This window comes from Skermania sp. ID1734, assembly GCF_007489285.1.
Taxonomy (GTDB): Bacteria; Actinomycetota; Actinomycetes; order Mycobacteriales; family Mycobacteriaceae; genus ID1734.
On record NZ_VLIY01000007.1, the window covers coordinates 96,812 to 111,043 of the forward strand.

Sequence of the window (14,232 nt, forward strand, 5' to 3'; positions counted from 1 at the left end):
TACGAGGATGAGCGAGCATGAAACAATCGTCGACAGCGCGACGCGACGAGCGGCCGTCGACAGTTTCGGTGCCGAGGTGGTGTCGCCGCTGGTGGAGCGCCATGAACACGTCATGAGTCCCGATGTGCTGTGCGACGTCATCGAGCAGGCTCATGCCGCGGGCCTACTCGGTGCGCAAAGTCTGTGGGAATCAACGGACTTCGGGGTGAGCGCGCTGCGAGCGCTGGCCGCGGTCAACGGTGGTGTCGCGTTCGCGTTGCACCGGTTGGCGCTGGCGCAGTGGCTGGTGGCGCGCCTCGGGCTCGACCACACTGGTGCGCCGCCGGCACTGTCGTTGCAGGGCCACTACGGTTTCGGTCGGCAGGCGTTGGCGAAACTGCTCGCCGGGCGGGGTCTGGCCGAGGCAGACACCGCGCTGCTGCGCGACTACTTCGATCCCGCGCGTGATCGCGTCGTCGTCGGCGCGCCGTGGGCGTCGGTGCTGGTGGCCGTCTTCGACGGGCGCGAGGTCGGCTGGCTGCTGGCCGATCGCGCCGACTGTGCCGTCGAGCCACGGCCACACAGCCACGGTTTCGACGAATTGCTGACCGCGACCGTGCGCACCACCGCAGCCACGACGGTGACGGACACAGCCGCACTCGCCGAGGCGCTCTACCTCGACCACCTCGGTATGACAGCCATCGCTGCCGGACTCGTCGACCACAGTCTCGTGCTGGCCCGAGCCTATGCCGGTGGCAGACGCCAGGGCGGCGGGGTGATCGACCAGTACCCGGCGGTGGCGCAGATGCTCGGCACCATCTCTGCGACCGCCCGATCGGCCAACCACTATCTGGCATCGTTTGCGGCGAAAACACCGGGCGGCGAAGCTCTTGCGGAACTCGCCGGGGTGCGCGCCCTGTTCCACCCGGCGGTGTGTGTGGCGACGAACAACGGCATGCAGGTCCTCGGTGGCCGCGGGTATATGCAGGACTTCGGATTGGAGAAGCTGGTGCGTGACGCCAATACGCTACGGGTACTCGGAGGCACCCCGGTAGAGCTGAACTTGTTCGTCGCCGAATGGGAGCGCGGACAATGAGGCAGGAGGCACTCGACGGGTTCGTCGCGGTAACCGATCCGTTGTCCACCCGCACGGCCTTCCCCCGGTTGAATCCGCTGTCCCGCCGAATCGTCGGCTACACACCGAAGCAGCTGTGGGAGCGCGATACCGACCGGCTGCCGCGGCCGCTCGCCGCGTTGCGCCGTCGCGCACGCGAGTTCGCTGATCGGGTCATTGCCCCGGTCGCGCTGGAATTGGATCTCGCGCCGCAACCACCGCTGACCGAAGTGCATCCGTTGATGCGGGAAGTGCTTTCGCGGGCCGGGCGTGAGGGCTTCATGTCCGACATGGTGCTGCCGCCTCCGTTCGGTACCGCCATTGTGATGACCGAGCATCACCCGGTGTGGGCGCTGGCGGTCAAGGTCGAGGAGTTCGCCCGTGCGTGCGGTGGACTCATGCTCAATCTGATGGTGCCCGCGCTCGGGCAGTGCCCGATCCTGTTTTCCGGTGACCCAAATGCGATTCGCCGGTTCTTGATCCCGGCGTTCAAGGAGGTCAAAGCCGGTGAACTGCATCCGTTTTCGTTCGCTATCACCGAGCCGACCGCTGGCTCGGACGTGGAAGAGGGGCACGGCGCCGAGCGGTACTCGCCGGGGACGGTCGCCCGACGGGTGCCCGGTGGTTGGCGGTTGACCGGTCGCAAACGCTTCATCGGCGCGGCCGATCTATCCAAAACCATCTGCGTGTTCGCCGCTCTCGAGGGAGAGGGTATGCAGTCGTGGACCGTGTTCGTCGTGCAACCGCCGACTCCCGGATTCGTGCCGCTGCGCAAGGAACACAAGATGGGCATGCGTGCCTCGGGCACAGCGGAGTTCGAACTCCGCGATGTGTTCGTCCCGGAGTCCCATGTCGTGGGCGGGTTGCGCAACGGCTGGGCACTCAACCGCGCCACACTCAACGTGTCCCGCATCCCGGTGGCCGCCATGGGGGTGGGTTTCGCGCGCGCGGCACTCGAGGCGGCGCTCGATTTCGCCTGCACGACAACACTTGCGGGTAAACCGCTGGTCGACTATCAGGAGATCCAGCTGATGTTGGCGGACATGATCGCCGAGACCGCGGCGATCCGGGGCATGGTGTGGGACCAGGCACGTACGTTCATCCCGACCCAGGCCGCGGCGTCGATGACCAAGCTCTACTGCACCGATCACGCGCTCAACGTTTGCAACACCGCTATGGACCTGATCGGCAATCACAGTGTGTTGCATGCCAATCGGGTCGAGAAGGCGTTCCGGGACGCGCGGCTGCCGATCATTTTCGAAGGAACCAACCAGATCAACCGGCTCGCGGTGATCGAGGATATTCAGGAAGAGGTACTGGCCAAATGTCGACCGTGATCCCGACCCATTACGCGCAGGAGCCGTTTTTCGCGGTACCGACCACGACCGTGTCGACCTCCACCGGTGCTGTCGACCTGCCGATCCTGTACTACGACAACTCCAACGTTTTTGCGCTATTCAGCGCCGACCCCGACGCCGTCGCCGACAAGCTCGCCGGCACCGGGCTCGTGCCCGCGATCCACTTCGGCCACCGCCCGGTGGTCGCGGTCGCGCTCTACGAGTACCGGCAAACGTCGATCGGCCCCTACAACGAGGTCGGGGTCGGGATCCTGGTCAATCCCGAGGGGAGCAAGCGGCATCGGCCGTTGACCGGGTGGACCCAGCTGCTGCGCAGCCCGGACCGGCGCGAGCAGGGCGCCTACATTCTCGATCTGCCGGTGACGACGCGGGAAGCCTGTGCCGCAGGCTCGGAGATCTGGGGTTATCCGAAGTTCGTCGCCCCGATCAGCTTCGAACTCGGTGGCGGCCGCTTCTCGAGCGTGACCGAAGACCCCGACGATGGATCCACGATCATGGAGCTGTCCGGCCGCGCGGTGCCGGTACTGCCGACCCCGCCGATGCCCTTGGTGCTGTATTCGTTCAACCACGGCGCGATGGTGCGCACCAATGTCGACCTGCGCAACGGCATGCAGGCACACCTGCCCGGTGGGCTCAAGCTGCGGGTCGGGACATCGCGACACCGCATGGCGAACAACCTGCGCGATCTGGGATTGGACGGCGCGCGTCCGTTCGCGGTGGCCTCGACGGACCGGTTCCAGTCGCGGCTGAATGCGGGCGTGGCCTACGCCGCAGGCCGCTGACTGCAGGTAGAGACGACGGACCGAGGACCTTGGAATGACTGCACAGGACTCGGTCGCCTACGTTGCGCGGGAAATGGCCGGGCGTCGTGACGCGTTGATCGGCGAACTTGTCGAGATGACCCGTACCCGCATCGATCGGCTCGGCTTCGACTGGCAGCTGGTGAAACTGCTCGAAGCGAGCATCGCCGAAAACATCGTCAGCGGGCTGCACTACCTTGCCAACGACACGCCGCTGGAGTCGGTCTCGGCGCCGACCTCTGCCATGAGCTTCGCGCGGGCACTGGCACAGCGCGACGTGCCACTGTCGGCGCTGTCACGGTCCTACCGGATTGGTCACGCCAGTTTTCTCGACGTCGCTCTACGCCGCATCGCAGAACTGCCCGAGCCCGACCGCGCACCGGCCACCGCCGCGATCATCGCGCGCTCGATGCGTTTCGTCGACAAGGTGGTGATGCACGTCGAGGTCGCCTATGAGCAGGAGCGCGACCGTTTGATGAGCAGTCGCGGCGGGCTCAAGCAGACCTGGATCGCGCAGATCCTCGATGGATCCAACGACGACCTCGACGCCGCCGAGCAGGCGCTCGGGTACCGGTTCGCCGGGATCCACGTTGCCGCCGAGATCTGGCTCGACCAAACTGTGCCGACCCGCAACGCTCCGGCTGTGTTCGACGAGGTCGCGCGGTTGCTCGCGCCGCGCCTGGGTGCGGTGGCCGTCCCGTTGATCGTGCCGACCGGCGAACGGCAGGCCAGAATGTGGTTTTCGGTGCGGGACAGTCGAACAATCGACGGCGCCGCGCTGTCGGCAGCGCTGGAGAAGCGCACCAAACGGGCGCGGTTGGCGATCGGGCTGCCCGAACGCGGAATCGACGGGTTCAAGCGGACCATCACCCAGGCGGATCGAGTCCACCTGATCGCCACCGAAGGCGGCCCTTCGCTGCCGCGGGTGCTCACCTACCAACGATTCGCTCCGCTGGCGATGCTCGCCAACGACCTCGACGCCGTGCGTAGCTTCGTCACCGCCACGCTGGGTGCGCTCGCCGCAGACGATCCCCGCAACGAGTGGCTGCGGGAAACATTGCGGATCTTCCTGCGCCGTGAACGCAGCTACTCGGCGACCGCCGAGGAAATGGGCCGCCACCGCAACACCATTCAATACCGGGTCCAGCAGGCCATCGAACTGTGCGCCGGTGACCTCGACGATCCCGACCACGCCTTCGACGTCCAGATAGCGCTGTACGCGACGCGCTGGCTCGGCGCCGCAGCCCTCGGCCACACCACCGGAACACCCGAAACAGGAAGGGCGAGCACGTGAACATCGGACAAGCATTGAAGGAGGCCGGGCGCGTAGCGACCGGGATGGCACGGCAAGTCCCCGTCGTCGGGGCCGTCTTCGACCGCAACGACCGGATCGATCTGAACGGCAAGGTCGTCTTCGTCACCGGCGCGGCGCGCGGCATCGGCGCGGAGATCGCCCGGCAGGCTATCGCGAAAGGTGCCTGCGTGGCACTGGTCGGGCGGACGCTGGGGCCACTCGAGAAACTCGCCGCTGAACTCGGCGACAATGCGGCCGCGTTCAAAGCCGACGTCGCCGACTATGACGCCCTGGCTGAGGCGGCGGAGGCCACGATCGAGCGCTTCGGCGGCATCGACGTCGTTGTCGCCAACGCCGGAATTGCACCACCACCCGACACGCTGCTCACGATCGACCCCAAGGAATTCGAACGCGGCATCGACATCGATCTGATGGGTCAGTGGCGCACGATCCGGGCGACACTGCCGTCGATCGTGAAACGCCAAGGCCACGTCGTCGTCGTGTCGTCGATCTACGCCTTCTTCAACGGTGCGCTGAATTCGCCGTACGCGGCGAGCAAGGCCGCGATCGAACAGTTGACGCGCGCGCTACGCGTCGAATTGGCACACTACGGCGCGACCGCCGGAGTGGTGTATCCAGGGTTCATCCAAACCGACATGGCCGAACAAACTTTCGCGATCGACCACATCGACGAGGCACGAAAAGCGCTGCCCGCCATGTTCACCGATCCCATTCCGGTCGAGGACATCGTCCGCGCGATCATCACCGGCATCGAACGCCGCTCCCCGCGCGTGGCAGCGCCGTGGTGGGTACTGCCGATGCTGCAGCTGCGCGGTGTCGTCACCAACCTGATGGACGAGTCGATGGTCCACAACGCGGCACTGTCGAAGGCGATCGAACGCGCCGAAAGCAAAAAACAGCATGACCGAGGGTGAGCCGACACACGGCCCCAAGCACCACCCGGAAAGGAAACAACGCATGGCACACTCGCCGTCGATCGCGATCATCGGAACCGGCTTCGGGGGACTGGGCATGGCGATCCAACTGAGGCGCAACGGTTTCGACGACATCACGATCTTCGAGAAGGCCGGCGAGGTCGGCGGCTGCTGGCGCGACAACACCTACCCCGGTGCCGCCTGCGACGTTCCATCACACCTGTACTCGTTCTCCTTCGAGCCCAAGGCCGACTGGTCGCGCCGATTCGCGCCGCAACCGGAGATCCGCCAGTACCTCAACGACACTGCCGAAAAGTACGGCATCGTTCGCCACGTTCGGTTCAACACCGAGGTGCTCGGCGCGTCGTTCGACGACAGCACCGGAACCTGGAGCCTCGAGCTCTCCGACGGGACCACTCATCGCGCCGACGTTCTGGTCGCCGCGACCGGTCAACTGAATCGCCCCGTCTACCCGCGGATCCGGGGCATCGACACGTTCGAGGGCGAGATGTTCCACTCGGCGCGGTGGAACCACGATTACGACCTTGCCGGCAAGAACGTCGCCGTCATCGGCACCGGCGCGTCGGCGATCCAGTTCGTCCCACAGATCGCGCCGAAAGTCGCGCGACTGGAACTGTTTCAACGCAGTGCGACCTACATCATCCCCAAGCCGGACTACGCCTATCCACGCCTGGCCCGTACCGGGTTCGCAAAAGTACCCGGGCTGCTGCGGTTTTCCCGGTGGGCCACTTACTGGGAGCTGGAGCCGCGAGCGTTGGCGTTCACCCGTGTCCCGCGGCTGATGGCGCCGTTCAAAGCGCGTTTCCGCCGCTACCTCGGCAGGAAAGTCGCCGACCCGCAGCTGCGCGCCAAGTTGACCCCCACAGATCCCATGGGCTGCAAGCGCATTCTCATCTCCAACGACTACTTCGATGCGGTCGTCCGCCCCAACGTCGACGTGGTGACAACCGAAATCACCGAGATCCGGCCGAACGGGATCGTCACCGCCGACGGCGAACTGCACGAGGTCGACGCGATCATCCTCGGCACCGGATTCCAGGCGACCGATCTGCTGGCCCCCATGCATATCACGGGCCGCGACGGCGCCGTGCTGCACGAGGAATGGCGTGACGGCGCACGCGCCTACCTGGGCGTGAGCGTGAGCAAGTTCCCGAACCTGTTCGTCCTGTACGGTCCCAACACCAACCTCGGGCACAGCTCGATCATCTTCATGCTCGAGGCGCAAATCGGCTACGTCCTCCAGGCCGTGCGGCGCCTCGCCCGGGGGCGACGTGGCCTGGCTGGACGTCCGCGCGGAGGTTCAGGATTCGTTCAACGACAAGCTGCACAAGCGCATTCGCGACACGGTGTGGAGCCAGGGCTGCACCAGCTGGTACAAGACTGCGAACGGCACCAACCCGATCAGCTGGCCCGGTTTCACCTTCGAATACCGCAACCTAACCCGCACACTCGACGAAGCCGACTACGAACTTGCCCACAGCCGGCGGTAATCAGTAAGCGAATCGGCAGCCGCTCGCATTCCCGTAACCGAAACGAAGGTGTCGCATTGGCTTCGAAACTGTCCATTCCGAACAAGACCGTCCTGATCACCGGCGCCGCGCGCGGCATCGGCGCCGAAACAGCCCGCCAACTCCATGCCAAGGGCGCCAACGTCACCCTGGTCGGGCTCGAACCGGACCACCTCAAGGCTCTCGCGACCGAACTGGGCTCACGCGTCATATTTTTCGAGGCCGACGTCACCGACCTCCACGCGCTCGACGAGGCCGCCACGAACACCGCGTCGCGGTTCGGGGGAATCGACGTGGTGATCGCCAACGCCGGCATCGCGCCGCCGACGACAACGGTAGCCGACATCACGGTCGCCGATTTCGAGCGAACCCTCGACGTCAACATCAACGGCGTGTTCAGGACCGTGAAGTCGACGCTGCCCCATATCCTCGCCGCCCGCGGACACATCGTGCTGATCTCATCGATCTACGCGTTCCTCAACGGTGGACTCAACGCGTCCTATGCGATGAGCAAGGCCGCTGTCGAACAGCTCGGACGAGCGCTACGCGTCGAACTCGCCGCCACCGGCGCCACCGCAGGCGTCGCCTACTTCGGCTTCATCGACACCGACATGGTCAGTTCCGCATTCACCCAACCCAGCGCCGCCACCATGCGAAAAGCGTTCCCCGCCTTCCTCACCGAACCGATCACGCTCGACGCGGCCGTGTCGAGACTCGTGCGCGGCATCGAGCACCGATCCGGGCGAATCGTTGCACCACGCTGGGTCGCGTCGGCACTGCTCGCACGCGGGCCGCTCGGGCTGCTCGATCCACAACTAGCCCGAAACAAGCGGGTCCACGAAGCCATCGAGATTGCGACCGAACGCAACCGACCGTGTCGGTAACCCTGCCAGCTGCCAGAGCAACCGATACTCCTGCAGTGGCGACCACAACGAACGGTGTAGTAAACCGCCTAACCTCCCCGATTACCCGAGTGCCGGAGAAAGCCCGGAGCACGGGTAGCTCGTCGCACCAATCAATGGGCCCCCGGACCGGTCCGACACGCCATTGTGAGCCTGTTTCCCCGCTCATAGCCTCGTTTTAGAGCTCGATGGACTCCGCATCAGCTTGCCCACCCAAAGATGGCATGACGGTCCGGCTCCGGCGAATTCCAGATGCGAGAAGGGAGACAACACTTATGAAGATGCTCGATAAAGCAGTCACCAAGGCCCAGGCGACAATTCCGCTCGACGTGCAGATTCAGGGCATGCATTACTACCAAAAGGCGAAGAAGAAAGTGGTTGGCGACAATCAACCGCGCTTCGTCGAGCGACCGATTCCTGACGTTTCGACGGTGCCGCTGGAAGAGATCGACGTCAGCAACCCTTTCATGTTCCGGCAGGGCCAATGGATTCCGTACTTCAAACGCCTGCGTGACGAAGCGCCCGTCCACTACCAGGCGGACAGTCCGTTCGGCGGCTTCTGGTCGGTCACCCGATTCGACGACATCGTCGCCGTCGACAAGGATTACGAGACGTTCTCGGCCGAGCCGTTCATCGTGATCGGGGAACTGCCGGACGGCCTCGACGTGGAAATGTTCATCGCGATGGACCCGCCCCGTCACGACCAGCAGCGCGCCGCGGTGCAGGGCGTGGTCGCCCCCAAGAACCTCCAGGAAATGGAAGGACTCATCCGCTCGCGGATACAGGAGGTCCTCGACAACCTGCCGGTCGGAAAGCCTTTCGACTGGGTCGACAAGGTCTCGATCGAACTGACCTCACGTATGCTCGCGACCTTGCTCGACTACCCCTATGAGCAGCGCCGCAAGCTGGTGTACTGGTCGGACCTGGCGGCCGGTAGCGCGGAGGCAAACGGCGGCGAGAACGACATGGATGAGACGTTCGACGGTCTCGCCGACATGGCGCGCGGCTTGAGCGCCCTCTGGCATGACAAGGCCGCGCGCCTGGCGGCGGGGCAGGAGCCCGGTTTCGACCTGATCACCCTGCTCCAGTCGTCCGAGGACACCAAAGACCTGATCAAGCGTCCGATGGAATTCCTCGGCAACCTCATGCTGCTCATCGTGGGCGGCAACGACACCACCCGCAATTCGATGACCGCCGGCGTGCTCGCACTCAACCAGTTCCCCGACGAATTCGCGAAACTCAAAGCGGATCACAAGCTCATTCCGAAGATGGTGAACGAAATCATCCGGTGGCAGACTCCACTGGCTTATATGCGCCGCATTGCCACGAAAAACACCATTCTCAACGGGCAGTTCATCCGGAAGGGCGACAAGGTCGTCATGTGGTATTGCTCGGGCAACCGGGACGAGCGCAAGTTCGAGAATCCGGACGATTTCATCATCGGTCGCTCCAACGCACGCCACCATCTTTCGTTCGGTTTCGGAGTGCACCGATGCATGGGCAGTCGGCTCGCCGAACTGCAGCTGAAAATCCTCTGGGAGGAGTTGCTTGCCCGGTTCGACGACATCAAGGTGGTTTCGGAGCCGGAATACCCGCAGTCCAACTTCGTGAAGGGCTACTCGAAGTTGATGGTCGAGGTTACCCGGAAGCAGCCGGCCTGACTTGGGCTGCTTACTGTCGCCATCCTGGTAAAGGGCATGATGGCTCTGGGTGCAGTGGCTGATGCCTCGGCAAGGCCTGCAAGATCGCACAGATCGCCGCGGTCACTGCGTCCGTCCATGGACGGGGCGAGTCGGCGGTCTACCACGCGATCACAGATTGGTGCAGCATGTCGGCGGTTGACTCGCGAGCGTCGGGTGGCGATCGTGAGCGGGCGATCGCCGTTTTCCTCAATCGGATCGCTGACGCGATCGATCCGGATCTCCTCGGAGCGCAGATCGGGGACGCGATCTTCGATCGTGTCGGCGAGTTCGGACAACGCGATGACGACCTACGCAGCCTTACCGAAACCGTCGCGATCCGGACGGTGCACGATGTGTGGCACGGTGTACGGCTCAGCGCTGAGCGGGTAGACCTCGACCCACCGCCTGCTGCGGTCGGCTGGCCGGCCGAATTGGTGCGTCGCGGAGTCGAGTTGCACGCAATGCTCCGCGCCTACCGCGTCGGCCATGATCTCGTCGAAAGGGCTTGGGAGACTGCGGCTGCCCAGATCGAGGCCGACGGAGATGTCCGAGCCGATGCACTCAAACATGCGTCCCGGTTCTTCTTCTCCTACGTCGACGCTGTGTCGGTACAACTCACTCAGATCTACTTGGAGGAAAGCGCGCGTCATGCTCGTGGTGCCGCGGCCGTGCGTGAGGAGATGCTGAAAGCCTTACTGAGCGGCAAGAAGGTACCGCCGGCGCGGGCAACCGCGGGCTTGCGTTACGAGGTGTCCGGGACGCATGTCGGGTTCATCGTCTGGATGGAGCCGGCGGAGCCCGACGACCGGCATGCGGCAGCGTTGGAGACCGTGGCCGCGCGGATCGGCGTCGCGATCGGAGATGGCGAGTACATGCTCGTCCCGGTGGGCAACTGGGTCGTCTGGGGGTGGGCGCGGCTCTTTGCACCTCGATCTACGCGGCGCCGACCCGCGTTGTCTGTACCTGACGTCGTAAGGGTGGCGGTCGGCGGCGCCGCTGCGGGGATGGAGGGCCTGGTCCAAACTCATCAGGAAGCGGCCGCGGCGCGCAGGGTGGCCCGACTGCCGGGTCAAGGCACGCATCGGGTCGTGTTTCACCGCGACGTCGCCCTGCTCGACCTGCTCACCATGAACCCTTTGGCCGCTGAGCGTTTCGTCCGCACAGAGCTCGGTCAACTCGCGACCGAGGACGAGCAGATGGCGCGGCTGCGGATGACGCTGCAGGTCTACTTCGAGGAGAACCTCAGCCCGATACGGACCGCGCGGCGTCTCGGAGTGAACAAGAACACCGTTGTGTATCGGATGGAGAGGGTCGAGGAGATCCTTGGTCACGTCGTGCTCGAGCGTCGGCGGGAGCTGGAGGCAGCGTTGCAACTCGCCCACGTCTACCTCGATTCGGGCGCGTAGAAGGAAGAGTGCGGAGCGGCAGGTCCGTCGTGCGTTGCGCCGGAGACTAGGCCGTGCGCAGGCACCGGCCGGGAACCGATGACGGCTATGCTGCGCTGGCGAAATTGACCGGAATCAACCGGCGAGTACTACCGTGGTTTTGCTTCCACGATGCTTATGGGCGACGCGGTCGACGCGATCCGAACGAGGTCGAAACCGCCCCGGCGCAATAATTGACGGAACTCGGCGGCGGTGCGTTCACGCCCGCCGATACAGGTGAGCATCTCGATGTCGATCAACTTTCCCACATGCGGCGAATTGTCTTCAGGTATAACAGCCTCGATCAACAACAGCCGGCTTTCTCTCGGCGCTGCCAGTGCTATGTTGCGCAGAATCTCGACGGCTTTATCGTCTGCCCAGTCGTGCAGGATTAACTTCATCACGTAGGCGTCTCCGCCCGTGGGGACGGTGTCGAAGAACGACCCCTCTATGACGGTGCATCGATCGGCAACGCCCGCCTTCGCCAACTCTGTCGATGCGCCCGCCACCACCGCGGGCAGATCGAACAAGATCCCGCGTGCACCTGGCGAATGCCCGAGGATTCCGCTGAGGAATCGGCCATGCCCACCGCCGACATCAACAATGGTGTCGAAGTTGCTGAAGTCGTAGGCCGCGAGCACCGGATCGATCGACATCTCACTCAGGCTCGTCATCGCAGCATCGAACACCGCACCGAATACGGGATTTTGTTCGGTATAGCCGAAGAACGACGTTCCTCGAACCGCTGGCAGCACGTCCCGACCGGTCCGGACCGCCGACGTGACGTGGGACCAGTGCTCGCGGTGTTCGGGCGAGCCGATAAACCGGGCCAGTGCTCGCAATGAGACTGCGGCGTCGGACCGCAGCGGATCGGCCATGGCATTGAGTGCAAAGCGTCCATCGGACCGAACGCAGAACACGCCGCGACTGGTCAGGCACCGCATCAACCGTGCAACCCCGTCTGCGTCAGCGTCGATCCGCACGGCGAGTTCGTCGCCAGTCAGCGGACCGCCGGCGAGGCGTCCGCGATGCCGAGATCGGCGGCCGCATAAATCGCCTGCGAAAACCACTGTGCCGAAATCATTTCCAACAAAGCGATTGGCGCGGGCGCCATTTTCGCGTGGGCTGTCGCAACTGCATTGCGAACTGTTTCGACCGCTCGCACGAGCCGAGCAGGAGGCACTCTCGCCATACCGGGAAGGCCTAACCGCTGAATCGTCATCACAGACCTCTCCGCTGGGTGGGAATGCAGTTGGCAGGCGCGGCGAGTGCGGCGTCGCAGAATGCCGTGATCACCCGCCGGTCTTCGAGCGGTACGTGATGGCACCATGGTCTCGCTGACGCCGGCCACCAATCCGCTGGCTGCACAATTAGGTTGAGCATTCCACGCCCCTTCTCGTCGGACGATCGATGAAGACGTTGCCGCGTTGCGTCGGATGGTGAGCGCCGTCTAATCGGGCGGAGATTCGCCGCGCCCGCATCGGAGTCAGCGGTCTCGGGCTTCCGAACACGCAGGCCGCGAATTGCATTTGGTTTGATCTCGGTCCGGCTCGAATTTTAGTGCTTGTCGCCGAGTAAATAAACACTTTCGTCCTTATCTACTTAAGGTAATGACATATGTCCGCGCCGGTAGGCTTAGACCGACAAAGAAAACCGAAATTCTTACTTTCGGTATCGAACATCAAATCAGGCGCCTTGCTAATTACCTAAACTATTTGCCGATTGACACGATGTCCTGACCACCGAACTACAGACCCTGGTGCAATTCGTCCGACTCGTCCATCCCGAGCTCACCGTCGCAGTGCGGCGAGTCTGCACTATCGCGTTCGTCGGCCGTCACCGCCGCCGAACTGCGCGCGCGCCTACAAGTGGTACTCGGCGGCACACTGGTCTTGCTGACTCCCGCCACCGCTCCCACGGGTCGGTTGAATATTGGTGCCGCAGTTCGCGGAACATGACGGGGCGCTGGCTCGTCACTGCCTACCGATTACGGGCAGGGCCGAATAGCATTCGGTGTGAAAAGAAAGGGGCAAACCGATGCCCAGTTTCTACATCGACAAATTCGGCACCGAACACCAACTGACTGATTGCCACGGGGACCTTATTTTCGACGTCGACGAACGCGGCCATCTCGCGATCATCGGCAGTGAAGACGAAGGCGAGGAATGCGTGGTGAAGGCGCTGCACGCAGGCGAATGGAAAGTCGCGTACACGGTGGTGGAGGGTCAAACGACCGAGAAAGTCTTTCCGCCACACGGCGTTTTCTTCGTCGAGCTAGACATGGAGGAGGAGTAGAGTCGGCGATTTCTCAGCCCGCTGGTTGCAGCGTGGCCGCTACCGGCACGATCCGTTCCCCGATAATTTCCAGCGGGGTGATTCGCTCGACGTGCGGAACTCTGCCGTGCGCGTGCGCGATACCGAGCGCCGCCAGTTGGTGCAATTGGTCGAGCAAAGCGTCTGCCCGCTCGCCGTTTTCGCCGATGTCGAATGGCATCAGCACGGTCTTTTCGATCTCGTTGTAGTCGCGGCCCTCGTCGGTGCAGTGCGCGCGCAGCACGTTTAGTTTTTGCTCGAGGTTCGGGCTGTAAAAAAGGTTGCACGCGTCGGCGTAGCGCGCGACGAGACGCAGCGTTTTGCGCTCGCCCTCCCCGCCGACGAGGATCGGCGGCCGCCGCAGCGGCTGCGGCCGGTTCAGTGTCCGTTCCAGCGTGTAGTGGTTGCCGCGGTACGGGGCGTCACTTTCGTCCCACATCTGCCGGCAGATTTGCAACGCTTCCTCGAGGCGTTCGAAGCGTTCGGCTGTCGGCGGAAACGGCAGGCCCAGCCCGCGTGCCTCTGCCTCGTTCCACGCCGCCCCGATGCCGAGCCACGCGCGCCCCTCGGACAGCACGTCCAGCGTGCTGACCATCTTGGCGAGCAGTCCCGGCTCACGGTAGACCACGGCGGTCACCCATGCCACTAACTGGACGCGCGAGGTGCAGGCTGCGAGATAGCCCAAGGTCGTGTAGGCCTCGAGCATGTCGGCTTCGGGCGGGCCGTTGAAGCTGATCTGCCAGAGATGGTCCATGACGCTGATCCGGTCGAAGCCAGCGTCTTCGGCGGTGACCGCGATCCGGCGCAGATCTCGGGCAAGGGTCGGCGGTCCGCCCGGCCAGGTGAAGTTGCCGATATGCAATCCGATATGCATTGCTCGACGCTACTGCGTTGCGCCTGGA

11 protein-coding genes are annotated in these 14,232 nt (G+C 64.1%); 9 read left to right on the forward strand and 2 right to left on the reverse strand.

What is annotated here, in order from left to right:
- Window positions 1–7 precede the first annotated feature (7 nt).
- The 8 genes from FOS14_RS10605 (at window position 8) to FOS14_RS10645 (ending at window position 10,999) form a co-directional block, all read left to right on the forward strand.
- Window positions 8–1,075, forward strand: a complete 1,068-nt coding sequence (locus tag FOS14_RS10605; protein ID WP_185981716.1) for an acyl-CoA dehydrogenase family protein — start codon at window positions 8–10, stop codon at window positions 1,073–1,075.
- On the forward strand, window positions 1,072–2,430 hold the full coding sequence (locus FOS14_RS10610) for an acyl-CoA dehydrogenase family protein (RefSeq protein ID WP_143770288.1): 1,359 nt from the start codon (window positions 1,072–1,074) through the stop codon (window positions 2,428–2,430). Before FOS14_RS10605 ends, FOS14_RS10610 begins: the two co-directional genes overlap by 4 nt.
- A complete protein-coding gene (locus FOS14_RS10615) occupies window positions 2,418–3,233 on the forward strand; it encodes an acetoacetate decarboxylase family protein (protein ID WP_143770289.1) in 816 nt (271 codons plus the stop codon). Before FOS14_RS10610 ends, FOS14_RS10615 begins: the two co-directional genes overlap by 13 nt.
- Before the next feature lie 34 nt (window positions 3,234–3,267).
- Entirely contained in the window at window positions 3,268–4,545 is a 1,278-nt protein-coding gene (locus FOS14_RS10620; RefSeq protein ID WP_143770290.1) for a CdaR family transcriptional regulator, read from the forward strand.
- Window positions 4,542–5,480: a short-chain dehydrogenase/reductase gene (locus FOS14_RS10625; protein ID WP_255450234.1), complete on the forward strand. Its 939-nt coding sequence runs from the start codon at window positions 4,542–4,544 to the stop codon at window positions 5,478–5,480. Before FOS14_RS10620 ends, FOS14_RS10625 begins: the two co-directional genes overlap by 4 nt.
- A gap of 43 nt (window positions 5,481–5,523) precedes the next feature.
- Window positions 5,524–7,893: a short-chain dehydrogenase/reductase gene (locus FOS14_RS25200; RefSeq protein WP_255450235.1), complete on the forward strand. Its 2,370-nt coding sequence runs from the start codon at window positions 5,524–5,526 to the stop codon at window positions 7,891–7,893.
- Window positions 7,894–8,192: 299 nt separating this feature from the next.
- Window positions 8,193–9,572 carry a cytochrome P450 gene (locus tag FOS14_RS10640; RefSeq protein ID WP_255450236.1) on the forward strand — a complete coding sequence of 460 codons (1,380 nt, stop codon included), beginning with the start codon at window positions 8,193–8,195 and terminating at the stop codon, window positions 9,570–9,572.
- A 167-nt stretch (window positions 9,573–9,739) separates the two neighbouring features.
- On the forward strand, window positions 9,740–10,999 hold the full coding sequence (locus tag FOS14_RS10645) for a CdaR family transcriptional regulator (protein ID WP_143770293.1): 1,260 nt from the start codon (window positions 9,740–9,742) through the stop codon (window positions 10,997–10,999).
- Window positions 11,000–11,127: 128 nt separating this feature from the next.
- Here the strand turns inward: FOS14_RS10645 and FOS14_RS10650 are convergent, their stop codons facing one another.
- Window positions 11,128–11,961: a methyltransferase gene (locus tag FOS14_RS10650; RefSeq protein ID WP_370512208.1), complete on the reverse strand. Its 834-nt coding sequence runs from the start codon at window positions 11,959–11,961 to the stop codon at window positions 11,128–11,130.
- A gap of 1,093 nt (window positions 11,962–13,054) precedes the next feature.
- On the opposite strand from FOS14_RS10650, the gene FOS14_RS10655 reads away from it, so the two are divergent.
- On the forward strand, window positions 13,055–13,312 hold the full coding sequence (locus tag FOS14_RS10655; RefSeq protein ID WP_143770294.1) for a hypothetical protein: 258 nt from the start codon (window positions 13,055–13,057) through the stop codon (window positions 13,310–13,312).
- A 13-nt stretch (window positions 13,313–13,325) separates the two neighbouring features.
- On the opposite strand, the gene FOS14_RS10660 is transcribed toward FOS14_RS10655, so the two are convergent.
- Window positions 13,326–14,204, reverse strand: coding sequence for an LLM class F420-dependent oxidoreductase (locus tag FOS14_RS10660; RefSeq protein WP_143770295.1), 879 nt, complete (start codon window positions 14,202–14,204; stop codon window positions 13,326–13,328).
- Window positions 14,205–14,232 lie beyond the last annotated feature (28 nt).